This is a genomic window from Pseudomonas sp. HK3 (assembly GCF_052920985.1).
The window spans coordinates 431,618-455,627 of the sequence record NZ_JBREXD010000002.1 but is presented as its reverse complement, the minus strand read 5'-3'; the positions used below and the strand labels follow the sequence as shown (position 1 = coordinate 455,627).

Below are 24,010 nucleotides of genomic sequence, written 5' to 3'. Positions count from 1 at the left end.
ATTGAAAAATAAAGGAAAAGTTAATTGATTGAAAAAAAAGCAATTTGAGCTATCGCCAGAATTCATAAGGGTTTGCGGGGCTTTTTAAATACTTACTCACCAAGTTATCCACAGATTTTGTGGGTAACATGAAGCAACTCAGATAAACTCTGATATTTTCTATACAAACGTTTGAAAAATGCACGATTACGGCTGTTGTCATTAATATTGGAATATGTGGTTATTGGCCAAAATCGGTTAAAAGGTTCTAATCTGTACTTATATTGCTAAAGGATGTCTCATGCTTGCTACGTTATCTTCTACTTCGTTTTTTGACTATACGCATCCACAAGTACAAGCCCTGAATACCAACACGGTAAAAGAGGGGATGAGCGATACACAAAAGGCAGTGGCGCTGTATTACGCCGTACGTGATGGCATTAAATACAACCCATACGTATTCGAATCTAACCCTGAAAGCTTAAGTGCCAGCCATTGTTTAGAGGCTGGCCAATCTTATTGCATTCCTAAAGCGGTGTTACTGGGGGCTTTGTGTCGTTTAAATGGAATAGAAGCCAGAATCGGTTTAGCGGATGTTCGCAATCACTTATCGAGCCCCGCGTTAATTGAATGGTTACGCAGTGATGTGTTCGTGATGCACGGTTATACCGAAATTAAATTAGACGGACGCTGGGTAAAGGCAACGCCTGCGTTTGATAAAGTGCTTTGTGAGCGCATGGGAGTGGAGCCGCTTGAGTTTAATGGCCAAGACGATTCTATTTTTCATGAGTTTAATGGCGAAGGGCATCGTCATATGGAATACGTGCAAGAGCATGGGCACTTTGATGAGGTGCCGTTTGAATTTATTGTTGAGGGTGTGGCGAGTGCCTATCCCCATTTAATTGATGAGCACACACCTAACCCAAAGCGGCAGTTAATAGATGAGTAAGCAACAAGGGACGATCGCTTAATCAGATGCAAAAATGCCAGAGTATGTCTCTGGCATTTTTGTTTTTAGCGTTGAGCTTTTGTTGAATATTTCTGCTGAACTCTTTTAATATGACTTAAGCCGTTGCCTCATCAAATTGATAATCTTTAAAGTGCACTCTTAAGCCAACCTTATTGATCTTACCGGTAGCGGTATGGGGGATGGCTTCAATAAACTCAACACTATTAGGTAGCCACCACTTGGCGACCTTATCTTCTAAGAACGCCAATATTGATTCAGCCGATGGCGGCTGCTCTGGATTTTTTGGCACCACAATCAATAGCGGGCGTTCTTCCCACTTAGGGTGTGCAACGCCGATCACCGCAGCCTCTAGGACATCAGCATGACCCATGGCGGCGTTTTCTAAATCAATGGAGCTGATCCATTCGCCGCCTGATTTAATCACATCTTTTGAGCGGTCGGTGATTTGCATATTGCCGGTCGGGTCGATGGTGGCAACATCGCCAGTATCAAACCAACCGTCTTCTTCAAGGGCGCTGGTGTCGGCTTTAAAGTATTGGCTAACAACCCAAGGGCCTTTCACCATTAAGCGACCAAAGGCTTTGCCGTCATGGGGGAATGGTTGGTTGTCATCGTTGACGATTTTCATTTGTACGCCAAAACACGGACGACCTTGTTTGGCTTTTATATTGAGCTGCTCTTCATAACTAAGAAGGGCATCTTCTGGACGCGGTTTGTTTAGGCTGCCAAGTGGGCTCATTTCTGTCATGCCCCACGCTTGCCAAACTTCTACACCGTAATCTTGCTCGAATGCGCGAATCATGGCTTTCGGCACGGCGGAACCACCGATTAATACACTGTTTAGGCTTTCAAGTGTGTCCCCTGATTGCGTTAGATGTTGCATGAGCATGGTCCATACCGTTGGTACGGCAGCGGATAAATCCACTTGATAACGGTTGATCATGTCGCACACGCTGGCGCCGTCTAAATGAGGCCCAGGGAAGACAACTTCGGCTCCCATCATCGCCACGGCATAGACTAAACCCCAAGCATTGGCATGAAACATGGGCACGATGGGCAGCACGCGTGTTTCGCTGCAAATTTCACCCACGTTTAAACTGGTGATGCCCCAACTGTGCAATAGGCTTGAGCGGTGGCTGTATACCACGCCTTTTGGGTTGCCAGTGGTGCCCGATGTATAGCAAATAGAGGTGGCTTGGCGTTCATCTAGTTGTGGCCACTCATAGTCACCTTTTTGTTGTGCTAATAAGGTTTCATAACATAGGGTATTTGGTAGCGTGGTCGTGGGCATATGCGCTTCATCCGTCATGATCACATAGCCTTTTACGTTAGGCAGTTTGCTTTGTAGGGCTTCGAGTAATGGCACAAAGGTGGTGTCGATAAACAGAAACTTATCTTCTGCATGGTTGATGATGTAATCCAGCTGCTCAGGGAAAAGTCGTGGATTCACGGTATGCAAAACGCCGCCCATGCCTGAGATTCCATACCAACATTCAAAGTGGCGGTATGTATTCCAAGCTAAGGTGCCGATGACATCGCCATCTTGAACCCCCAAAGAAACGAGTGCTTGGGCTAATTGCTTGCTGCGTTTAGCGGCCTCTTTGTAAGTATACTCGTGCCACGGGCCTTCAACGGTTTTGGTGATGATACGTTGATTGGGATGAAACTGAGCGGCGTGATCAATGAGCTGGCTGACTAATAAAGGGGAATCTTGCATCTGTCCAAACATGAGGCATCCTTTTTATAATTATGGGATGCGCTCAATGTGAAGCAAGCAAAAAGGCAATACAAGGTACCAAATGCGCCAACGCTAACATTGGTACACAAGGTCAATTAATTGGTCTGTTTTTACCAGCTTAAAGGCCAATCGAAGCCCTCAAATAAGTTGGCCATGTCACCTTCAATAGGGGCGTTAATCGAAAGACGTTGCTGGGTCACAGGGTGAGTGATGATGAGCTGTGCGGCGTGCAGCAATAAACGAGGGCAAGATAAATGCTCGCCTACGTAGCGATTGTATTTGCCTTTACCATAGCGGGCATCACCAATGATGGGGTGGCTTAAATGTTTTAGGTGGCGGCGAATTTGATGAGTGCGCCCTTGCAATGGTTGTGCTTTGACTAGCCCAAAACGACTCTGCGGGTATTTGTCGATGGTGGCATCAATTTCAATTTGGGCCAGTGGGGTGAAAATAGTTTGGGCGTCTTGTTCGGTTTCGCTGTCTTGCCCGTAATCGGCCATGCCTTTTAATGGGTGATCGACTTTTATCGATTCTTTTAGCCAGCCCCGTACGACGGCTAAATAGATTTTTTCGGCCTCATGCCATTGGCTTTGAACCTGCTGGGCCATCTCACCACTAAAAGCAAATAATAAGACACCAGACGTGGGGCGGTCTAAGCGGTGCACGGGAAAAACATGTTTGCCCACCATGTCGCGTACGGTTTGCAGGGCGAATTCTTTTGCGTCTTTTGCCACCCAACTTTTATGCACAAGCAGGCCACTGGGTTTGTTGACCGCAATGAGGTGTTCGTCTTGGTAGAGGATAGGAATCGTCAGAGCTGTTGTTGTCATAAATAGCAAAACCGCCATTGTAACAATAACCGATCATTTAAGCGTATAAACTTTTTAAGCCGCGCTTTTAATGTTGCGCTTAGAGTTAGGCTCGGCTTGAGATTGCCACCATTCAAACGTCTCTTGTAGCATTTGTTCGAGCGTAGCGGTGTTTTTGTATTGCAGTTCTCGTTGGGCTTTGTTGCATTGGGCGGTGACATTGGCGGATAGAATATAGGCTGTTTCAAGACTGAGCTTCGGCTTTTTGCGTGTAATGTGACTCAACAATGATTGGCTAAAGCCAGTGCATTTCAATAGCCAGCAGGGTAAAACACGAGAAGGGGCGGGTTTATTGAGTTTATTCGCAATCCAGCGGTAAACCTGTGCAATGTCAGCGTTGGGGCCTGACAATATATAATTTTCGCCACAGCGGCCATGAATAAACGCTTGAATATGGGCCTTTGCAATATCGTCAACATGGCAGAATGATTTCCTGCCAGGTGGTAAACCTTTTAGGCCTCCACCGTTAATTAAATCAAACATGCGCACCCAATTTTGTTGATCTTTAGGACCGATAACGGCACTGGGGTTAAGGATGACAATATCTAAAGCCTTTTTTGAGGTATTCGCGCATCACCTCTTCTGCCAAGAACTTGCTGCGATAGTAAGGGATTGGGCTATTAATCCCTCGCATCTCGCTGTATTCATCAACCACGTCATCATGAAAACCATAAACGGCAAGGGAACTGGTGTGAATAAAACGAATGGCATTTTTTTCGAGAGCCACTTTGGCAAGGTTATGAGTGCCCAGCACATTGGTTTGATATTGACGACTGTGGTTAAGGCTCCAGTTACTGGTATCACAGGCCAGATGAAAGACGGCATCCACTGATTCGGGCATGGCATCGCGTAGGCTTTGTATGTGTTGCAGTTGACCGTATTGCCAGTGAATGGCCCCATGTTCACTTGCATAGCGTTTGTCTTTGTTGCGATACAAGGCAGTAACTTGCCAGCCCTGCTTTAGCAGTTGCTCAACGAGGTGTTGGCCGATAAAGCCTGTGGCGCCAGTGACAAATGCATGCATATTAATTCCGGCGTGGTGAACTAGAGTTTTAGCCTACTCCCCTTTGATGGGGCTCACTAGGGCGTTTTCCGTCAGATTCTGCTTAAAAGCCGGTCACTTAAGGTGAAACCACCGCTCATATTGAGTAGAATGCAGCACCTTTTTAAGTGAGCCTTGGGTGCGTTATGTCCCGCGACCGTATTTACGCAAATGACCGTGAAGCATTAGATGCTTTTGCTTTTGACGAGGCTGTCGCTCGTGTCTTTCCCGACATGATTAAGCGTTCGGTGCCTGGCTATAACATGATCATCCCGATGATCGGCATTATCACTGAGCAATACGCTCAGGCTGATAGCCATTTGTATGATTTAGGCTGTTCGCTGGGCTCATCGTTACTGGCCATGCGTCACGGTGTGAAACTCGAAGGCTGTAAGGTGATTGGCATTGATAACGCGGCGGCCATGCTTAAACGCTGCCAGAGTTATGTGGATATCGATGATGCCACGGTGCCAGTTGAATTAGTTGAGGGGGACGCCACTGCATTTGATTACAGCCGTGCATCGGTTGTGACCCTCAATTTCACATTGCAGTTTATACCGCTTGAAAAACGCCAAGCACTGATTCAACGCTTATACGATGCCATGTTGCCAGGCGGTGCGTTAATACTCTCAGAAAAAATCAGTTTTGATGAGCCAGAGCAAACGCTTCAGCAAGAATTGCACTGGGATTTTAAACGAGCCAATGGCTACAGCGATTTAGAAGTGAGCCAAAAGCGCAGCGCACTTGAAAACGTGTTGGTGCCCGAAACCTCACACGATCATATTCAACGTTTAAAGCAGGCCGGTTTTTCAAAAGCCTATACTTGGTATCAGTGCTTTAACTTTACTTCGTTTATTGCGGTTAAATAATACCCATGGAATTAACTGAAAACTGGTTCACTCATTATTACCAAGACCTTGTTGAATTTATGCAAACGGAAAAACAACCGTTTAATAAATGGGGCAGCGTGATTGAACAACAACTGCATGATTTTTACGTGGCGACGCCTCATGGTGATATGCAGCGTTGGTTAGATGCTTTTTTACAATTGCCAGAACTCAACAATGTGACATGTGAGCTGAATAAAAGCGCGGTTGAATTTCAAAGTGATGATATTAATCCAGAACAGAACCAGCAAGCGCTGGCGGCTTTGCAAGGGTTAATGCCATGGCGCAAAGGCCCATTTCAATTTTTTGATACGTTTGTTGAAACCGAATGGCGCAGTGATTGGAAATGGGACCGCATTGAACCCCACTTAGCACCCTTAAAAGGGCGGACTATTTTAGACGTAGGTTGTGGTAGTGGTTATCACATGTGGCGCATGTTAGGTGCCGGTGCGCAACGCGTGGTGGGTATTGACCCAAGTAAATTATTTTTTTGGCAATTTGAAGCAGCGAAAAAATACGTGGCGGCGGCTAAAAAAGACAATATCCCCGTGCATTTATTGCCGTTTAAAATGGAAGATGTGCCAGCCAATTTACGTGCCTTTGACACCGTGTTTAGTATGGGTGTGCTGTATCATCGTAAATCGCCCCTTGATCATTTAACTGAGCTGCAACAAGCATTGCGCCCCGGTGGGGAAGTGGTACTTGAAACTTTGGTAGTAGAAGGTGAAGAGGGCGAAGTATTAGTACCCGACGATCGCTACGCCATGATGCGTAACGTATGGTTTTTACCCAGTGCAAAAACCCTATGCCAATGGATGCGCCGTTTAGGGTTTAAAAACGTACGCATTGTTGAGCAAAACTACACAAGTCTAGACGAGCAGCACACCACAGGTTGGATGCAGTATAATTCGTTAACGGATTTTCTAGACCCAAATGATCCAAGCAAAACCGTTGAAGGGCATCCTGCACCTTTACGTGCTACGATTATTGCGAACGTTTAGTCTTAACCTTCATTTTTAATGTTAGCAAATTGTGCGCTGCAAAGAGATTGCAAATCTTGTGGCGCCAATTCAATTTCTAACCCGCGTTTACCCGCACTGACATAAATCGTTTCAAACGCATTTGCTGAATCATCAATCAGGGTTAATAATCGTTTCTTTTGCCCAAGTGGACTTACGCCTCCTAACACATAGCCAGTACTGCGCTGTACGTCGTGTTTATCGGCCATGGTTGCTTTTTTTGCGTTTGCGCGTTTGGCCGCGGCTTTTAAATTAAGAGTATGGCTTACGGGAATAATGCATACGGCTAATGCTTTTGTGTCTAATTCGATTACGAGTGTTTTAAATACTTGTGCTTGCGAGACGCCGAGTTTTTCAGATGCTTCTTCACCAAACGATGGGTGATTCGCATCATGTTGGTATTCATGAATGGTGTGATTAATTTTGTTTTTTTGTGCAAGTTTAATAGCAGGGGTCATAAGCTTTCGTTTTTAACGCGCCGTAAATCGTATTAATGAGTTTATATTTTATTATTGGCCATGGTCTTTGCCATGTAAACCTCAATATAATCTCGTAAGCACTTGGCTTTAGCGTTTAGCAATTTACCGGATGGCCAAATGGTATATAGCTCTCTTTCAGGCCCTTCCCAAGGGTCTAATACACGCACAAGCTCACCTGCTTTTAAATGATGATTAACTTCACTGTTGGGCAGTAATGATATGCCGATGCCATCACATACGAGTTGCGATGCAAATTTAACGTCATTTACAAAGGTTGAAAAACGAGGGCGAATTTCTTGTGTTTTACCCGATAACAGATGGCTCATTTTCCAGGTTGATAGGGTGCTTACCCCAATTAAGTCATGCTGAGCTAATTGCTCGAAGGTGTCTGGTGCGCCATTTTTCTTTAGATAATCTGGGCTGGCCACAATCAATGTATGCAGTGAGCCGACGCGTTTTTGATAAAGTGAAGACGATTCCTGTGGCCCTATGCGCAAAGCAATATCAGCGCCTGATGTCAGCATATCTTCAATGCGGTTGCTTAATGTTAATTCCAGTTTTATATCCGGGTATGTCTTTATGAAATTAGACCACATGGGCTGCAACAACCCAGTTGAGATGTTTGTGGGTGCCAGTACTTTTAATGGGCCATTTAAAGTGTGCAAGTCGTTACTGAGTTGCTGCTGAGTATGCTCTAGCTGTTCAACCAGCCCTGCATAGGCTTGATAAAATATCTCCCCTTCGCCTGTGAGCACAAATTGCCGTGCCGAGCGATGAATTAGCTGACTAGCAACCGATTCTTCTAATCGCTTTAAACGCCGCGTAACGGTTGCCGCAGGTAAACCTAACTTCTGCGCGGCTGCCGCTAGGCCTTGTTGTTGCACGATATGAATGAATAAAACGATGTCGTCATACATGATTTCATATTTGGAATTAATGAGTTCATTTTGAAGTATATATTTCAAATTTGAAAGTAACTATATTTATCTCACATTATGACTGTCTGTTTCATTCACGGAGATAAACCATGAGCAAACTTTGGATAAGCGCGGGCCTTAAGGTCACATCAGCTAAGCCAGTAGAAGAGATCAAGCAGGCGTTGATCGAGTTGCAAGCGCAAACCGTTCAAGAGCCTGGCTGTCTCTTTTTTGATGTTTTACAACATCGAGATCACCCCCAGTTATTTACCTTATGGGAAGAATGGATTAACGAAGATGCGTTGAAAAACCATTTCGAAATGGCGCACACTAAGGCTTATTTAGCACAATCATTTACCGAAGTGATATATATCGAAAAACTGGAGAAACGCACATGAAGCACCGCATTTTATTTGCTTTACTCATGTCGTTTTTATTGTCATCACTGATGACGGCTTGGGTGACGTGGATCAATCTTGGGTGGACGGATGACTTTTACCAACAATGGTGCCATGCGTTTATGCTGGGCTGGCCTGCTGCTGCGACCATATCGCTGTTTAGTGCACCAGAAATACATAAGTTGGCCACATTTATTACTCAGAAAACCAAACGAGACCCTCGTCATGATTAATAGGCATAATTATTCTGAGTTAGGCCCTGTTGTGGGCCCTTATTCTCATAGCGTGACGCACAATAATGTTTTGTATACTTCTGGCCTCACCGCGTTTGGTAGTCAGGCACAGGGTAAAAGTATCGATGTACAAGCTCGAGAAATTTTTTCTCAATTAAACATAATATGTGAGGCAAACCAAACATCACTGGCACACTTAATAAAGGTGACATTGTTTGTGAGTGACATGACCGATATATCGTTATTAAGGGATACACTGTTTGAAATATACGGCAAACATTTGCCTGCCAGTGCATTAATAAACGTGAACGCGCTATTTTCAGACCAAATCAATATTGAAGTTGAAGCGATGATAGGTTGCTTGTAAAAGTAGCTGTCAGCACTATTTATATTACTTTTCAGCGTTTAATATATTTTTATTTTGGCTTGGTAAATACCATATGCACATAGCGCCCTAAATCGCGATAGGGTGATTTTAAACCTATGGTTTTTTCTAATGCTACAAATTCATCAAGGTTTTTTTTATCACGAAAGTGTTTGTGCATATGGTCGTACACACAACGAATTCCGCGCCAAGATTTTAATTCTAAACCCAATGATTGTGCTTTATTTAATACGTCGTTTGGGTCTAAAGGATTTTGCGGCATTAAGTTATTTTTATCGTGGTGAAAAAAATCATTATGAGCACGTTGCCATGAACCGTTCATTAGGTTACGCCAAACGATTGCGTGACGATTGTAAAACATCAAGCTTAAATGACCGCCCGGTTTAACCAGTTGCTCTAATGTGACAATGGCGTCTAATGGTGCTTTTAACCATTCTAAAACGGCATGATTTAACACCAGATCATAGGATTGCTTGAGAGTGTTAGGCAGTGACTGTAAAGGCGTGCATAAAAACTGTGCGTGTTTTTGCGGCGCCACTTCTTGATAAATTAATTTTGCTTCATCAAGCATTTCTTGGCTTAAGTCAGTGATCGTTACATCGTGCCCCTGAGCCAATAGCGCCGAAGAGAATTGCCCCATCCCGCCACCGACATCCAATACAGAATGTTTAGTTTGGGTTTGCACTATCGAGGCTAAATCGAGATCGAGCATTTTTAAGCGTAATTGTCCTTTGAGCGTGCCATAGATTTGGCTGTTAAAGCGCTCAGATAAGCCGTCGAAATTTCGATCCATTGTAACCCAGTATGTTTAACGAATAATGATGATAATGAGGCGCGATTGTAACGAAAAAATGCTTTATTCAGCAATGGGGAAGTGTGATGAAGGCTAGAGTTTATAGGGTTTGCGGTTGCTTACACGCCTAAGTTTGGTATGCTCAGGCCATTGTTATGAGGTATTGAAATGAAATCGTTTTTTACACGTTTAGCCACACCCTTTCTTCTGTCATCTGCGATGACATTTAGTTTTGCTGCTCACGCGCAATACAACACATTATTTATGGACCTAGCCGCAGGCAAAGATATGAGTCATTACCGCTTAGGTATTGGCGACACGCAAAAAGGCGTAGAAGGTGACAGAGTCACCAGTATGTTGTACTTGGGATACTTTCAAAGTGACGATAGGGCCAAGCGTGAAAAACAAAGCCTAGGAAAACAAGAATTTGAAATTATCACACTCGGCGCGGGTGGCTTTGGTTATTTAGCAAACCCAACTGAGCATGGTGGTGCTGAATTTGATTTTGAAATCAGCCAAACCACAAGCAATGCACTAGATTATGACCGCACCGCTGCGGGTATGCGTGCACAAGTCTTTTTACCTGTTGTTTCGGGTTTACAGGCGAATATTGGCGTGAACCTTCGACCTTTCTTTTTAAGTGGCGATTGGGATGACACGGCTAAACTTGAATATGAATATCAAGCTGGATTAGAAATTGCGTTTAATTGGGATATTGCGGTTTATGCACATTATCGCTTTCTAGGTGCTTACCTTGAAAACGACGATAAACTTACCATGGCAGAAGATGTACTGTTTGGCTTGCGCGCTCGTTTTTAATGAATGAATTTAGTTGTATTTGCTGGCGTTGACTCTAGGTTGACGTCAGTAATTTATATTGATGAATACGGAATCACATTTTGACCACCACCATTCTCCCCCCTACCGATTTACCTCTTGATAGTATTTTGCCGAATGAGCCATTGCTATTGATGGGAGCAGGCCCTGTGCCGGTTTCACAAAAAGTGGCCATGGCCAATTCTGTGGTTATTAATCATTTAGGCGATACCATGAGCCAAGTGATCGAGCGTGTGCGCTTGATGTCACAATACGTATTTCAAACCAATTCTAAGCATATTATCGGGGTTGCAGGGCCGGGCAGTGCAGCCATGGAAATGGCGATTACCAACCTTGTTTGGCCGGGACGCAAGGTTTTGTGCATCCAAAATGGTTTCTTTAGCGCGCGTTTAGCTGAGATGGCGGAGCGTAATGGCGGTGATGTTACGGTATATGATGTCCCCCTTGGTGAAGGGGCTGACCCTGCCAAAGTAGACGCTTTGCTTAGCAGTGGTGAATTTGATGTGCTCACGATTGTACAAGGGGAAACCTCTTGTACGGTTTGGAATCAAGAATTAGAAGCTATTACACGTATGTCGCGCCAACATGGCGTGCTGTCTGTGGTAGACGCAGTTTGTACGTTAAGCACGATGCCACTAGAAATGGATAATTGGCAGGTTGATGTGGTGATAACAGGTGGCCAAAAGGGTTTAGCGTCGATTCCGGGTGTTTCGTTGGTGGCCTTTAGTGATCACGTTTGGCCGACTATAATTGAACGTACCGCACCCATGCCGCATTGGTGCTTAGATGTGCGCTTGGCGCGTCAATTCTGGGAAGAAAAAGGCTATCATTATACCGCGCCAGTGAGCGGTATTTTGGCCTTGCATGAGGCATTGCGACAAGTCTGCCTTGAAACACTTGAAAAACGTTTTGGCCGACATAAGGTTTGCAGTCTAGCCTTACAGTCATCTGTCGAAGCGATGGGACTAACATTGTTTGTAAATAACGCAAGTCGTCTTAATAGTGTTGTGGGCATTAACCTACCAAACGGCATTGACGGTAAGCAGGTGCTCAATACCATGTCTGCTTTATACAAGGTGGAAATATCAGGCTCGTTTGGTTTACCCATTGTGCGCATTGGGCAAATGGGCGAGCAAAGTCGTGCCCATAATTTGTTCCGTACATTGCATGCCTTGGGTATGAGCATGAAACACGCTGGCGCTCACATTGACTTACCTTCTGGTATGGCCGCGTTAGAACGTGCTTTGGATGTTTCCGATAATATAACGGCGTAATACATGAAACCTATTGTGTTGGCATGTTTGTTATTTTTGGCCTTAAGTGCCAAAGCAAATATGCTAAGTACATACGATCATACTCAACAAATTCAAAGCATTTGGCCCAGTGCGCACCTTTTAGTCGATGAACAGCAACGCTATCAAGCACAAGACATTATTAACCACCCACCTTTTAGCCCAAGCTCCCCTTTAAGTCCGCCGAATTTAGGATTTGTTCAGGGTAACGTTTGGGTCTGGTTTACGTTGCCTTCAACTGAGCATCAGCCACTGCAATTACAAGTGGGTTTTCCGCATTTGACGGAATTTAGTATCCATTTTTTTTCGCAAACAGGTGAGCATTTACAGTCCATGCTTAACCTCAGTGCCTCCGCGTTTATGACTCGGGCCATCCCCAATCATTTTGTGGATGTTGCATTGCCTGTATTACGTGAAGAAGTAACGGTTGTACTAGAGATTCGTAGTGATCATGCTTTACGGTTACCGATTGATATTGGGCCTTTGCAAGCATTCAGTCAGCAGAAGATAGCGCAGCTAGGATTAATTTTTCTTTCAATTGGCATGTTGCTCGCCCTGTGCATTTATAATTTTATTTTGTTTGTTTCAACATCACGTCCTTATTATCTATTTTATTGTTTGAATTTATTTTTTTTACAAGCTTTTTTTCTCATTGACTTAGGGTTTACAAGGTATTTCTTTGATCAACCTCATTGGCTTAATACGACGCAATCGTGGGCGGTATCAGTTTGTTTAGCGTTTATATTTGCCATTTTATTCGCAAAATCTTTTTTAAAACTCGATGTAAAACACCCTAAATGGAATCGTTGGTTTTGGGTGCTTATTGCCGGCGTCATCATTGATATCATGTTAGTGCTAATCGGCCTCAATGCAGTTGCGACTATTTTTTACTTGTTGATGAGTACGTTATATCAAGTCAGTGTGATTGTGATTGCCACGCAAGTTTTAATACAGGGTTATAAGCCTGCACGTTTTTTCTTGCTTGCTTGGATCTTTTTAGCGGTGGGTGGATTCATTTATCAGCTGACTATCATGGGGCAGGTGCCGGTTAATTTACTGACTGAACATGCCTTTTTGATTGGTACGGTTATCGAATCGATATTGTTGTCTTGGGCATTGGCAGAACTAATTAATAAGTTACAAGATGACCAAATTGCGAGCGAGCGTCACTATCAAAATATATTAAATAAAACCGGTAAACGCTTGTCTAACGCACTAAAAATCGCAGATAAACATAAAAAAGTACGAGATGTATTTTTAAAAAACATTTCACATGACCTTAAAACCCCATTGCATTCGATACAACATGTTTTAGATTTATCCTTACAAGGTTATCAAGTTGATAGTGAATTGATGCACGATGCCAATCACAGCACGCGATTGATTTCTCGCCACATAGATAAACTATTATTAAATACTGAAATGGGCGCCAGTGATCCGGATTTTAAAATAGAGCAAGTGAACATTAAACCGACACTTAAATTATGGCATCAAGATTTAGTGAGTGAGTGCAAAGCGCGAGGTACTGAGTTTTCAATTAATAGTAATCTAGCTGACTGGGATGTATTGGCTGGGCCGGTAAGGCCCGTGTATTTGTTATTAACTGAAATTATATTTAATGCCTCTAATTTAGATATTAACAGTATTATTTTAAATTTAGATATCGAGCAAGATAAAGGGCAACTCCATCTTCACTTAGAAATGAATGACACATCAAACACCCCGTTGGTTGCGGCATATGAATTGTTCGAGATAGAACAAGACGGTGTATTTGTTAATGAGGTTATTTTACTTTTAGGGGGGCATTGGCATGTACAATTTGAACACCCCGCTATTTTTTCCGATGTATACTTACCTTTTTTTGCCGTTAGCAAAAAGAAACGCAATGACGTATTACCCGAACGCGTATTAGTGGTTGAGGACAATGAAATCAATCAAAAAGTCATGAGAAGTATGTTAACTAGGATGGGGATTAAATGTGACATCGCTATTAATGGTGAAGATGCTTTGCATCAGCAAGCAAAAAATCCGTTTGATATCATTTTAATGGATTGCCAAATGCCCATCATGGATGGCTTTGATACCACAATAGCCATTCGCGCGAATGCTCAGCGTTATCAAAACCCTGTCATTATTGCCGTATCAGCAAATAGCATGGAATTAGATAAAACACACTGTCTATCTGTCGGAATGAATGACTTTATTGCGAAGCCAGTGCGTATGGCCGATTTACGGAATGCGCTACTTGGGTGGAAAAACACCACTTAAAATGCATGATGAATGTGCGTTACAAAATTTTATTGCTTTGTTTTTGTGCCATAAATGCATGCTTAAAAATATAAATGCTTTTTTAAGGTCGCAACTAGGCGAGAGCGTTTCATTATTGGTACTATGCAGGTGCTTTTTCGTTAGGGTAATGTCATGGCTGAACAGTTAGTAGATAAGTTTAATCGGGTTGTGGACTATGTTCGCATTTCGGTAACGGATCGTTGTGACTTTCGTTGTGTGTACTGCATGGCTGAAGATATGGTGTTTGCACCACGCTCAGAAATCTTATCCCTTGAAGAAATAGAATTAATCGCAAAAGCATTTGTTGAACTCGGTGTATCCAACATCCGCTTAACCGGCGGTGAGCCTTTGGTTCGAAAGGGCATTACCCATCTTGTTGAAGGTATTGCTCGCATACCTGGTGTAAAGCAATTGAATATGACCAGTAACGGTAGCCAGCTGCCTCATTTGGCCGGGCCATTAAAACAAGCGGGTTTAAATCGTTTAAACATCAGTCTTGATAGTTTAAAACCTGAGCGATTTAAGCAATTAACGCGAACAGGTGACTTGCAAACGGTGCTTGACGGTATCATGCAGGCGAAATCTGAAGGCTTTAGCGACATCAAAATTAACTGTGTCGTGCTCAAAGGCCGCAATGATGACGAAATTCTGGATTTGATCGAATTTATCCGCCAACACGATTTAGGCATTAGCTTCATTGAAGAAATGCCGCTTGGCAATATTCAAGAGCACGACCGCGCGCTAACCTTTATGAGTAGCGCGCAGATAAGAGACATTATTACACAGCAATATGACTTAATTTCGTGTGATCAACAGACCGGTGGCCCTAGCCGCTATTGGCAGTTTGCTGATGGTCATTCTAGTCGCATCGGTTTTATCTCACCTCATAGCCATAATTTTTGTGAAAGCTGTAATCGGGTAAGAATTACCGCTCAAGGCAGATTGCTACTATGTTTAGGCAATGAACATAGTGTTGATTTGAAAGCCATTGTAAGGCTTTACCCAGGAGAGTTAGAACCAATCAAGCAGGCTATTCGTGACGCCATGGACCTTAAACCTGAACGTCATCATTTTGATTTGGGTGAAGAGGTACAAATTCTACGCTTCATGAACAGTACAGGAGGGTGATCTACGCTTGAGTTTAAGATTGAGTGGCGTCACCAACAGAGTAGAGCCCATGAGCGGCTTACCTCTCCATTTTTTGGCTAACAGCCCAATTGGGCACTAAAGAACGTCAGCTCGCTTTTATTGACGGCCCGTTAATCCGCTTATCTTATGACAAAAGGCAATAATAGCCTTTCCCTACACCTTGGGATTCACCACTGTAGTGGCCACTTTGTGGCAAATTTATAACAGGTTACAACCATGAACAAAGGGGCTTTTTAGCCCCTTTGTTCATGGTTAGGATTTGTCATGCCTTATAGGCACTAAACCGCTATAATGCGCAGGCTTCGTACTATCATTTGCAGTTTAAAGGGGTATCAACAATGTTAAGTTATCGTCACGGTTTTCACGCAGGTAATCATGCTGATGTAATGAAGCATTGGGTGTGTGTGCTAATGGCGCAGTACATGGCAAAAAAAGATAAGCCTTATTTCTATATTGATACGCACAGTGCGGCGGGCGTGTATAGCTTAACGGACCACCTTGCCAAAAAGACAAATGAGTCTCAGGGCGGTATTCAAACCCTGTGGGATGATAAGGTGCCGCCGGTCTTTAAAGACTATATGGATGTGATTAACCAGCTTAACCCTGGTGAGCGACTTAAGCTGTACCCAGGTAGCCCGTGGTTTGTTCGACAGTTTTTACGTCCCACAGATAAAATGCGTCTGTTTGAATTGCACCCTCAAGATTTTCAGCTGTTACGTAAAAACTTCACCAATGACAAAATCGTTGCCATTGAAAAGCAAGATGGTTTTGCTGGGTTAAAAGCACTATTGCCGCCACCAACTAAGCGCGCCATGGTGGTGATTGACCCGCCTTACGAGCAAGCAAAAGAATATCAGCAAGTGGTCGCATCTATTGAGCAAGCTCTTAAACGTTTCCCTATTGGAGTGTATGCCATTTGGTATCCGCTTATTAACCGCAACGATAAGCAAAAAATGAGTGAAACCATGGCGCGTAAATTGAAAAATTTAAAGCCAAAAAGCTTTCTCGATGTGCGTTTCTGGGTATCGGGTGAAAACGAAGAGCAAGGTATGTATGGCAGTGGCATGGTGATCATGAACCCGCCGTGGAATCTAGAGCAGCAGCTTAATGAAGGCTTGCCTTATTTAGTTGAAAAAATGGGTGTGACTGAAAACGCTGGCTTCAGCGTTGAGTATAGTGAATCGTAATATGAAGAAGATTTTGTTTATTGTGTTACTGGTGGGTTTAGCTCATCACTTTCAGAATGATATTAAGCGTTTTTTCGATGATGGCTTATTTGATTATGCCGGTAATCCTCGAGCGGTGTTGTTTACTCAAGAGGGTTGTAATAAACCATGCGAAGAGGCTCGTCGTAATTTAAACCAACGTGATATTGTGTATGAAGAAGTGGACCTTGATCAAGATCGTTCATTATTAAAAGACATTGGCCTACCAAGAACGATTCCGTTTTTGGTTGTCGGCTACGATAAAGTCTATGAATACAACCCTGGTTTGTATGGTGCGACGTTAGCCGCAAACTTTGGCGAGCATGTTTTAACGTCCACTGAGCAGCGAATTTTTAGTGAACATTTTGATGAAAATGGCAATCCCAAAATTGTACTGTATGGCACTACTTGGTGCGGTTATTGTACAAGACTGCGAGAAGCGTTTAATAAAAATAACGTAGAATTTGTGGATTATGATGTTGAAAAGCCAGCAAAGAAAGTGTGGCTGTTAGAGGCATTGAGAATTCAAGGTTATCCCACTGTTTATATTGGCTATCGTAGAGTCAATGGCAGTGACTATAATGCCGTGATGGCGGCGCGTTAATATTTAGCTTTATTCATCATCCCGGTTTCGCCAGCGGTGAAATCGAGAATGCATATTTTTACCTAAGTTCTGGCTGTACTCTTCAAAGTAATCGACCCCAAACAGAATCATTACCACCACAACCGAAAGCTTGAACGCGCTGGCTAACTGGCCAATACCAATACACACCCCAACAGCTGCCAGTGCCCAAATGGTTGCAGCACTTGTTACACCATACACGCTACGGCCTTTACTCAGCATAACCCCTGCACCTAAAAACCCAATTCCTGTGATCACTTGACCAATGATTCGAGAAGGGTCTGTCATGCTTGCGTTTTTTGATACATACGTTGAGCAGGCAATAAACACATAAGTGCCCATTATAATTAATGCAGATGTGCGAATACCGGCGGGTTTGCCTCGAACTTGTCGCTCAAGACCAATGGTCGCGCCACATAATAAGGCCGTTAAAATTGAAGGCCAATCGAAAGGGGTTATATCTAATAGAAGTTCAGTATCCATACACTATTAATCATAGTGCAGGATACTTTACTCACAAGGCCAAATGGGCCGAGTTGGTAGTCGATGGTTGAATGTTATTCGTATGTGCAAAGATAGGCGCTATCAGCAGCAACCTTAACGCCAAACTTTACATTAGCTTCAACGATGAATGATTCACCTTGGTTAAAGGTTTTCCATTCTTGTGTACCAGGGAATTGAATAGTTAGAGCGCCGGTTACTACGGTCATAGTTTCTTTTTGGCTTGTCCCAAACTCATATTCGCCAGCCGCCATTACACCAACGGTAGCAGGAAGCGTTTGCGTTTTATACGCGATTGATTTTACTTTACCGTCAAAATACTCATTTACATCAAACATAGCGATTCCTTTAAGATGATTAAAAATTGGGTGGCGATTCTAGCATTCGCTAAGGAGTGGGCATAGTGGGATTTATTCATGTTTCTATGTGATTAATTAATGATCAAATATCAATCAATTTGTATCGAAGAATAAAATACGAATAAAGCCCCAAGGAGCGCCCGAATTGCTTTAAAATAGTGACTCTTTAATTCACTCGCTTATGGGTTGTAAGTTCCTTGCAGTTAACTGATCAACAATTAGACATTATTGCCCACGATCAAGGTCATGCGAAAGTGATTGCGGTGGCGGGTGCCGGTAAAACCAGCACCTTAGCCTTGTTTATTCGTAATCGCTTGCAGCAGGGACAAAACCCAAAACGCTTGTTGGTCATTATGTACAATAAGTCTGCTCAGTTAGATTTCTCGCAAAAATTACGTAATGTGATGACGGGCCCTTTACCACAGGTGCGTACGTTCCATTCTTTAGGGCTAAAAATATACCAAGGCCTAATTCAGCAAGGTTTTTTAAGCGGCTTTCATGAAAAGCTAATATCCCAAAGCGAACAAGAGCTTATGTTATGGCGCATGATGCAGCAGCACGCCAGTAAGACCCTTGCACAAGAAATTTTGAACGACAAAAAAAAATGGCTCGATCCCATGATGTCATTCATGGAGCAAGTGAAGTCGTGTTTAGATCCTGCACCGGCGGTATTTAACGCCTCAGACTTACCCAAGCAATGCAGTTTTTTTGTTAAAGTCTTTGATACGTTTGAAGATTGGCGTAAACAGCATGGGCGCATTAGTTTTTCCGATATGTTATATGATCCGTGTTTATTATTTAGTCAGCGTCCTGATCTAGCGGCCCATTATGCTAATCACATGGATTGGATTTTGGTTGACGAATACCAAGACATTAATCCTATCCAGCAGTTTTTATTAGAAACCTTAGCTGGGCATCGTGCCAGTGTCATGGTGATTGGCGACCCTGACCAAACCATTTATGAATTTCGTGGCTCTAGTAGCCACTTTATGCTGCACTATTTTGATGATCACTTTAAAGACGCTATACATTACACATTGAGCCGCAGTTTTCGCTATGGTCATGATGTCGCGTTATTAAGTAATCAACTGATCCAATTTAATAAGCAGCGCCAGCCAGTGATGGCGATTGCCCATGAATCAAATCCCAATACTCAGGTGCAATTGCATAAAGACGATGATTACGCACAGCGTACATTGATACTAATTAAACAAGCGCTACAAGATACACCAGCTGATAATGTTGCTGTATTGTTGCGGCTATGGGGCATTAGTGCGCCACTGGAATTAGCATTACTGCAAGAGAATATTCCGTACCAAATGGCTCATCACAGCTGGGTGTTAGAACGTTACGAACTACAGCCCTTTATGACGTTATTTGAAGTGGCCAATGGCGTGTTTTTTCAGCACAATCAACGTAAGCGCTTTAATAGTTGGTTGATGTTTTTAACGTTTCCGGCATTAAAAATTAAACGCGGTGAACTTGAAAATATTGCTAATGGTTTATCGCTTGGCGACGAAAAAGTTTTGCGAGCGTTTAAAGAATTAGATCTCGCATCACTATCTACATGGCAAAAGCAACAAGTTGAAAATCGCTTACAATTAATTGAATTGGCCCAGCATCCACGTATTACGGCTCATCAGTTGATTAACCGCTACTTGCGGGAAACGGATTTTTATAAAGGGTTAAGTGACAGTGCGTTTAGTGGTCAGCAGGTTGATGATCGTATTGCCACGGTGCAAGGTTTTTCTCGATTCATGGCTAAACTGAATATTAGCGCCGCCAATACCCATGAATACTTGCAAGACCTGACGCAGGTTAAGCAACAGCAAGAGCAAAACACTGGCGTTGTGATTAGCTCTATTCATAGAGCAAAAGGGTTACAGTGGCCTGTGGTTATTTTACCGGCATTAAATAATCATTATTATCCATATCAAAGCGATGGCGAAATGCAACAAGCGACGTCAGTTGAGAGCGAGCGTCGTTTATTTTATGTGGCCATGACACGCGCGATGAATCAATTGCATTTAATTTGCCCCACGGATGCCAACACCGCCGTGGATCAAAAAACCATTAGCCCATTTATAGAGGCCATGCACGTGCCGGCTTTATTAAAATTACAGCCTGCCATTACGCAATCAGCCCAAGAATTAACCATGCCCAAAGGCGTTATGGCCCATGCGCAACAATACAGCGATGCGTTAGGGTGGCAGATAACATTGAAAGCTAGCGCCTCTGAAAAACCGTTAATGAGTAAACCCAAAGTATCGCTTAAACCTCAAGCGGAAATAGAAGTATGGGTGGCGCATAAAACGTTTGGGCAAGGGGTGATTAAAAGTGAAACGCAAAATCATTGGCGTATTCAGTTTCAAGATGGGCAAACACGCACATTAGATAAACACATTGCAGCCCCTATGCTGCAATGGTTATAGGATAGGGCTTAGCAGGCTTTACTTTTTCTTGAGCAGATCGGCTTCTGCATCGGCCAGCCACTCTTGCTGGCTTTCGTCTAAATAGATTTGATCCAATAATTCTGCTGCGTAGTCTGTCTTAGGCGCTAATGTCTTAGCAACTAAAACGGCCATGATTTGTACCGCAGGTACTTCACTCCAAATGCTTGTATGCAGGCAATGCCAATTGTTTGCATCCAGTGTTTTGGGTTTGCTGATTTGTGATTGGCAGGCTTCACAAATAAAAATGCAATGCTCCAGTTCTGGTTGCTTATGCACAGGCGGAACTTCATGTATAAACAGTTTTACACCATGGTTGTCGCACAGTTCACAATGACTTTTACAACGACGAGCGAGATCTTTGCCAAAATAATTTAGCTCGTTTAATCGCCCTTGATGTTTATCAGCACCTTTACTCATGTTGTGTTCGCTTAATCAGAAGATAGCACCATTGTAACTGATAATTTGGTAAAGTTGGCTTATTTCCCCGATGTTTCTGTTAATCGGCTTAGTATATTTTGAATACTTTACGGGAGTCGATTATGGCAAATGATTACGGCGTATTTAATCAAGGTGCCGTCGTGCTTGAGTATTGGAGCGGTGTGATTACGCTTGACGAATTACTAAAGCACGAATTGCAGCAAAGCGAAGATAGTTTAATTCAGAAATGTTCTATGGTTTTAGTTGATTGCCGAGACGCTTTATTTAAGGTGGATCAAACTGGGGTTAAAATTTTCAGTCAACATATCTTAGCTCGCCAAAAATACACGTTTAAAAAAGTAGCGTTGTTGATTAATCCAAATACATGGGATATTGCCAGTGACTACAGTGAACAATTTTGGGGAAGTGATAATACCGTTATGGCATTTCACAGTTTAGATGCAGCCAGTGTTTGGCTTGATCTTGATGGTCATAATGTTGAAAAACGGCTATTCAAGTTAAAAGCAGGTTTGTCTCAGTTGGCAAGTGATTTAATTGAGTAATGAAGTTCGCTAAAAATCGTTAAAAGGTAGTTAAATGAAGTCCTTGTTTAAAAAAGTTGCGGTTGTGACTGGCTCTGGTTCTGGGATTGGCCGTGCTTTGGCTATCGAGCTTGCAGATCACGATTGTTTATTGGCGTTATCCGATATTAATTTAGCGGGTTTAAAAGAAACCAAGCAACAGATACTTGCACAAAAACCAAATGCACTTGTGCATATTCAAATACTGGATGTCTCTAATCGACAAGCCATGGTTGATTATGCGGCAAATATTTATTCAGAATTTGGTGAAATTAATATCGCCATTAATAACGCAGGTGTTGCGTTATCAAGTGCAGTGGGTGAAACAAAGCGAGAGGACTTTGAGTGGCTCATGAATATTAACTTTTGGGGTGTCATAAATGGTTGTGAAGCATTCTTACCTTATTTAAAGCAAGCCAGTGACGCCCACATTGTGAATATTAGTAGTGTGTTTGGCATGATTGCGATACCAAGGCAGAGCAGTTATAACGCAGCTAAGTTTGCCGTACGCGGATATACCGAAGCACTAAAACAAGAAATGGGTATGAACCATAAACATATTGCGGTCAGTTGCGTACACCCTGGTGGGATTTCGACAGACATTGTACGTAATGCACGGGTGAGTGACGATGAAAATGTCATCGAGCTCGCCGCTAGCTTCGATAAGCTGGCTCAAACCACGCCAAGAAAAGCCGCCAATATTATTGTGGCCGGAATGAAGAAAAATAAATCACGCATCATGGTGGGTTGGGATGCCCATGCCATTCATGTGTTATATCGATTACTGGGGATCCATTACATACGGTTAACTCAGTGGTTAGCAAAGCGTTTAAATTATGAATAATTTAAACGCTTTGCTAACGCATCAGTTTTTTGTGAGTGTCATAGTGAGCTTATGATGCTCATTTTGTCTCAGGGTCACTACGTCATCTAAGATATTGCCATTTTCAATGCATAACATTTCTTTATATGCATTATGTGGAAACTGGCTCAACGTTTGACTCTTTTTTATCCAAGGGTTCCACACCACACTTGAAGCGCTATTGCTCTTGAGGTTTAACGTGTGTTTGCCATCAAATAATTGATATTCAATCGATCCTAAATAAATACGGTCTACTTCTTGTTTGATTTGAATATGGTTTTCTTGTTGTTTGGTTTGCCAATGACCTAAAGCATCCACATAATTGTGTTTATGCGCGCCGGCAATACGAACATCCTCAATGTGATTATTAATACCTAAATACGTATGCAGCGCTTGGCTAAAGGTAAAGGTGCGTTCGCCTGTATTATAGGTGGTTAGTTCAATATTAAGTTCATCACCAAAATGAAAGACACAACGTAATTCAAATGGGAACGGCCAAATAGCAAGTGTATTTAGACTGGCTTTTAGAATCAGCTCAATGCGAACCCCGTGTGCGCTTTCTTTAATATCATGCAGTGCCCATGTTTGTGTGCGAGCAAAACCATGTGCATTTTTTTCACTAATCACCGCTTGTGCAATGCTGTCAGGGTTTTTGTTCAACACCCCAAACCAGGGCCAGCAAATAGGCACACCGCCACGTAAACTTTGCCCTTTTTTGTATTGTGCAGTTGGGCTTAACCAAACAAACTCACCTAATGAGGTGTGATTGAACTGGGTTAGCTGCGCGCCTTGCAAGCAAATTTCTGCAAAAAAATGCGGATGCTCAATATGCAGGCATTCTAATTCATCAATGGTGACACGTTTGCAAAAAGCACTGTGGGTTAGCGGTGTCATAAACATTACTCAGGGAAAAATAAAGCTTGGCTGTTAGCGTGGACAATCGGTAAAAATAGATTGATATCGACATTTTTTACGTCAGCGACTTTTTCAGCTACAAAGGGTAGGTAGCAAGACGCGTTTTCTTTGCCACGATAAGGTACAGGGGTTAAATAAGGCGCGTCTGTCTCAAGGATAATGTTCTCAAGTGGGGTCATGCGAATGATATCACGCACATTTTCGGCGGTATTAAAGGTACAAATGCCATTAAAGCCCAGGCAAAAACCTTGATCGATCGCGTATTGAGCAAGCTCTGGTCCAGAGGTAAAGCTGTGTATAACGCCTTTACGCTTTAAGCTACTTTCAAAGCGTTGCAATATCTCAATGGTGTCATCGTCGGCTTCTCGGCTATGAATCACAACGGGTAAGTCTAAATCGGCCGCAATCTGTAACTGATCATGAAACACTTGGCGTTGAATATCACGGTCGGCGTTGTCATAAAAGTAATCGAGGCCAATTTCACCAATGGCCACTATCCGCTCATTGAGTGCTTGTTTGCGGATTTTGTCGCCTGTGGCTTGTGTATATTTCTCCGCATCATGGGGGTGAACCCCCTGAGTGCCCCATAACATGTCGCTTTCTTGTGTGAGCGCCATGACAGTATCTAGGTTGTCCGGTGATACCGCTATCGTGATGATTTTCTCAATACCCGCTGATTTGGCATTGGCAAGGGTGATATTCAGCGGATTTTCTTTCAAGTAATCAAGATGACAGTGGGTTTCGATAATTGGGTGTTCAAAAACGGGAATGTCACGTTTATTGCGCTTACTCATATTTAACAATCAAAAGTGGGTGTGA

The 24,010-nt window shown here is 43.0% G+C and carries 27 protein-coding genes; 15 read left to right on the top strand and 12 right to left on the bottom strand.

What is annotated here, in order from left to right:
* The first annotated feature begins 280 nt into the window (after positions 1 to 280).
* Complete coding sequence (locus ACU6U9_RS13030; protein WP_446735468.1) at positions 281 to 928, top strand: transglutaminase-like domain-containing protein; 648 nt, start codon at positions 281 to 283, stop codon at positions 926 to 928.
* A gap of 115 nt (positions 929 to 1,043) precedes the next feature.
* On the opposite strand, the gene ACU6U9_RS13025 is transcribed toward ACU6U9_RS13030, so the two are convergent.
* From ACU6U9_RS13025 to ACU6U9_RS13010, 4 genes are all read right to left on the bottom strand, one after another.
* Positions 1,044 to 2,678 (bottom strand): long-chain-fatty-acid--CoA ligase, encoded by a 1,635-nt coding sequence (locus ACU6U9_RS13025; RefSeq protein WP_446735467.1) that lies wholly within the window; start codon positions 2,676 to 2,678, stop codon positions 1,044 to 1,046.
* A 119-nt stretch (positions 2,679 to 2,797) separates the two neighbouring features.
* Positions 2,798 to 3,517 (bottom strand): pseudouridine synthase, encoded by a 720-nt coding sequence (locus tag ACU6U9_RS13020; RefSeq protein ID WP_446735466.1) that lies wholly within the window; start codon positions 3,515 to 3,517, stop codon positions 2,798 to 2,800.
* Positions 3,518 to 3,571: 54 nt separating this feature from the next.
* Positions 3,572 to 4,039 carry a hypothetical protein gene (locus tag ACU6U9_RS13015; protein WP_446735465.1) on the bottom strand — a complete coding sequence of 156 codons (468 nt, stop codon included), beginning with the start codon at positions 4,037 to 4,039 and terminating at the stop codon, positions 3,572 to 3,574.
* A gap of 46 nt (positions 4,040 to 4,085) precedes the next feature.
* Positions 4,086 to 4,580 carry an NAD-dependent epimerase/dehydratase family protein gene (locus ACU6U9_RS13010; protein ID WP_446735464.1) on the bottom strand — a complete coding sequence of 165 codons (495 nt, stop codon included), beginning with the start codon at positions 4,578 to 4,580 and terminating at the stop codon, positions 4,086 to 4,088.
* Positions 4,581 to 4,744: 164 nt separating this feature from the next.
* Here ACU6U9_RS13010 and cmoA point away from each other — a divergent pair, with 164 nt between their 5' ends.
* Positions 4,745 to 5,467 carry a carboxy-S-adenosyl-L-methionine synthase CmoA gene (gene cmoA, locus ACU6U9_RS13005; RefSeq protein WP_446735463.1) on the top strand — a complete coding sequence of 241 codons (723 nt, stop codon included), beginning with the start codon at positions 4,745 to 4,747 and terminating at the stop codon, positions 5,465 to 5,467.
* A gap of 59 nt (positions 5,468 to 5,526) precedes the next feature.
* Positions 5,527 to 6,486, top strand: coding sequence for a tRNA 5-methoxyuridine(34)/uridine 5-oxyacetic acid(34) synthase CmoB (cmoB, locus tag ACU6U9_RS13000; protein WP_446735870.1), 960 nt, complete (start codon positions 5,527 to 5,529; stop codon positions 6,484 to 6,486).
* A gap of 2 nt (positions 6,487 to 6,488) precedes the next feature.
* On the opposite strand, the gene ybaK is transcribed toward cmoB, so the two are convergent.
* Both ybaK and ACU6U9_RS12990 read right to left on the bottom strand, forming a co-directional pair.
* Positions 6,489 to 6,962 carry a Cys-tRNA(Pro) deacylase gene (gene ybaK / locus ACU6U9_RS12995; RefSeq protein WP_446735462.1) on the bottom strand — a complete coding sequence of 158 codons (474 nt, stop codon included), beginning with the start codon at positions 6,960 to 6,962 and terminating at the stop codon, positions 6,489 to 6,491.
* A gap of 41 nt (positions 6,963 to 7,003) precedes the next feature.
* Positions 7,004 to 7,900 carry a LysR family transcriptional regulator gene (locus tag ACU6U9_RS12990; protein WP_446735461.1) on the bottom strand — a complete coding sequence of 299 codons (897 nt, stop codon included), beginning with the start codon at positions 7,898 to 7,900 and terminating at the stop codon, positions 7,004 to 7,006.
* 110 nt (positions 7,901 to 8,010) lie between these two features.
* Between ACU6U9_RS12990 and ACU6U9_RS12985 the strand changes: the two genes are divergently transcribed.
* From ACU6U9_RS12985 to ACU6U9_RS12975, 3 genes are read left to right on the top strand one after another with little or no spacing between them, the layout of a single operon-like run.
* Positions 8,011 to 8,298 (top strand): putative quinol monooxygenase, encoded by a 288-nt coding sequence (locus tag ACU6U9_RS12985; protein WP_446735460.1) that lies wholly within the window; start codon positions 8,011 to 8,013, stop codon positions 8,296 to 8,298.
* A complete protein-coding gene (locus ACU6U9_RS12980; protein ID WP_446735459.1) occupies positions 8,295 to 8,531 on the top strand; it encodes a DUF2798 domain-containing protein in 237 nt (78 codons plus the stop codon). Before ACU6U9_RS12985 ends, ACU6U9_RS12980 begins: the two co-directional genes overlap by 4 nt.
* Positions 8,524 to 8,898, top strand: coding sequence for a RidA family protein (locus tag ACU6U9_RS12975; protein ID WP_446735458.1), 375 nt, complete (start codon positions 8,524 to 8,526; stop codon positions 8,896 to 8,898). The genes ACU6U9_RS12980 and ACU6U9_RS12975 overlap by 8 nt, the downstream gene beginning before the upstream one ends.
* A 49-nt stretch (positions 8,899 to 8,947) precedes the next feature.
* Here ACU6U9_RS12975 and ACU6U9_RS12970 read toward each other — a convergent pair whose 3' ends face one another.
* A complete protein-coding gene (locus tag ACU6U9_RS12970) occupies positions 8,948 to 9,709 on the bottom strand; it encodes a methyltransferase domain-containing protein (protein WP_446735457.1) in 762 nt (253 codons plus the stop codon).
* A gap of 168 nt (positions 9,710 to 9,877) precedes the next feature.
* On the opposite strand from ACU6U9_RS12970, the gene ACU6U9_RS12965 reads away from it, so the two are divergent.
* From ACU6U9_RS12965 to ACU6U9_RS12940, 6 genes are all read left to right on the top strand, one after another.
* Entirely contained in the window at positions 9,878 to 10,528 is a 651-nt protein-coding gene (locus ACU6U9_RS12965) for a hypothetical protein (protein ID WP_446735456.1), read from the top strand.
* Between the two features lie 80 nt (positions 10,529 to 10,608).
* The gene (locus ACU6U9_RS12960) at positions 10,609 to 11,820 is read left to right on the top strand and encodes a pyridoxal-phosphate-dependent aminotransferase family protein (protein ID WP_446735455.1); all 1,212 of its coding nucleotides are present in this window, start codon (positions 10,609 to 10,611) and stop codon (positions 11,818 to 11,820) included.
* Between the two features lie 3 nt (positions 11,821 to 11,823).
* Complete coding sequence (locus ACU6U9_RS12955; RefSeq protein ID WP_446735454.1) at positions 11,824 to 14,106, top strand: 7TM diverse intracellular signaling domain-containing protein; 2,283 nt, start codon at positions 11,824 to 11,826, stop codon at positions 14,104 to 14,106.
* A 153-nt stretch (positions 14,107 to 14,259) separates the two neighbouring features.
* Positions 14,260 to 15,255, top strand: coding sequence for a GTP 3',8-cyclase MoaA (gene moaA, locus ACU6U9_RS12950; RefSeq protein WP_446735453.1), 996 nt, complete (start codon positions 14,260 to 14,262; stop codon positions 15,253 to 15,255).
* A 359-nt stretch (positions 15,256 to 15,614) separates the two neighbouring features.
* A complete protein-coding gene (locus tag ACU6U9_RS12945; protein ID WP_446735452.1) occupies positions 15,615 to 16,463 on the top strand; it encodes a 23S rRNA (adenine(2030)-N(6))-methyltransferase RlmJ in 849 nt (282 codons plus the stop codon).
* 1 nt (position 16,464) lies between these two features.
* Positions 16,465 to 17,085, top strand: coding sequence for a glutaredoxin family protein (locus ACU6U9_RS12940; protein ID WP_446735451.1), 621 nt, complete (start codon positions 16,465 to 16,467; stop codon positions 17,083 to 17,085).
* Between the two features lie 9 nt (positions 17,086 to 17,094).
* Here the strand turns inward: ACU6U9_RS12940 and ACU6U9_RS12935 are convergent, their stop codons facing one another.
* Positions 17,095 to 17,586 (bottom strand): MgtC/SapB family protein, encoded by a 492-nt coding sequence (locus tag ACU6U9_RS12935; protein ID WP_446735450.1) that lies wholly within the window; start codon positions 17,584 to 17,586, stop codon positions 17,095 to 17,097.
* A 74-nt stretch (positions 17,587 to 17,660) separates the two neighbouring features.
* The gene (ppnP, locus tag ACU6U9_RS12930) at positions 17,661 to 17,942 is read right to left on the bottom strand and encodes a pyrimidine/purine nucleoside phosphorylase (protein WP_446735449.1); all 282 of its coding nucleotides are present in this window, start codon (positions 17,940 to 17,942) and stop codon (positions 17,661 to 17,663) included.
* A gap of 218 nt (positions 17,943 to 18,160) precedes the next feature.
* On the opposite strand from ppnP, the gene ACU6U9_RS12925 reads away from it, so the two are divergent.
* Positions 18,161 to 20,395, top strand: coding sequence for an ATP-dependent helicase (locus tag ACU6U9_RS12925; protein WP_446735448.1), 2,235 nt, complete (start codon positions 18,161 to 18,163; stop codon positions 20,393 to 20,395).
* 18 nt (positions 20,396 to 20,413) lie between these two features.
* On the opposite strand, the gene ACU6U9_RS12920 is transcribed toward ACU6U9_RS12925, so the two are convergent.
* A complete protein-coding gene (locus tag ACU6U9_RS12920) occupies positions 20,414 to 20,833 on the bottom strand; it encodes a hypothetical protein (protein WP_446735447.1) in 420 nt (139 codons plus the stop codon).
* A 122-nt stretch (positions 20,834 to 20,955) separates the two neighbouring features.
* On the opposite strand from ACU6U9_RS12920, the gene ACU6U9_RS12915 reads away from it, so the two are divergent.
* Both ACU6U9_RS12915 and ACU6U9_RS12910 read left to right on the top strand, forming a co-directional pair.
* On the top strand, positions 20,956 to 21,396 hold the full coding sequence (locus tag ACU6U9_RS12915; protein WP_446735446.1) for a hypothetical protein: 441 nt from the start codon (positions 20,956 to 20,958) through the stop codon (positions 21,394 to 21,396).
* A gap of 34 nt (positions 21,397 to 21,430) precedes the next feature.
* Positions 21,431 to 22,258: an SDR family NAD(P)-dependent oxidoreductase gene (locus ACU6U9_RS12910; protein WP_446735445.1), complete on the top strand. Its 828-nt coding sequence runs from the start codon at positions 21,431 to 21,433 to the stop codon at positions 22,256 to 22,258.
* A 21-nt stretch (positions 22,259 to 22,279) separates the two neighbouring features.
* Here the strand turns inward: ACU6U9_RS12910 and ACU6U9_RS12905 are convergent, their stop codons facing one another.
* Together ACU6U9_RS12905 and ACU6U9_RS12900 are read right to left on the bottom strand one after the other, a co-directional pair.
* A complete protein-coding gene (locus ACU6U9_RS12905; RefSeq protein ID WP_446735444.1) occupies positions 22,280 to 23,170 on the bottom strand; it encodes a D-hexose-6-phosphate mutarotase in 891 nt (296 codons plus the stop codon).
* 5 nt (positions 23,171 to 23,175) lie between these two features.
* A complete protein-coding gene (locus ACU6U9_RS12900; protein ID WP_446735443.1) occupies positions 23,176 to 23,985 on the bottom strand; it encodes a TatD family hydrolase in 810 nt (269 codons plus the stop codon).
* Between the last annotated feature and the right edge of the window lie 25 nt (positions 23,986 to 24,010).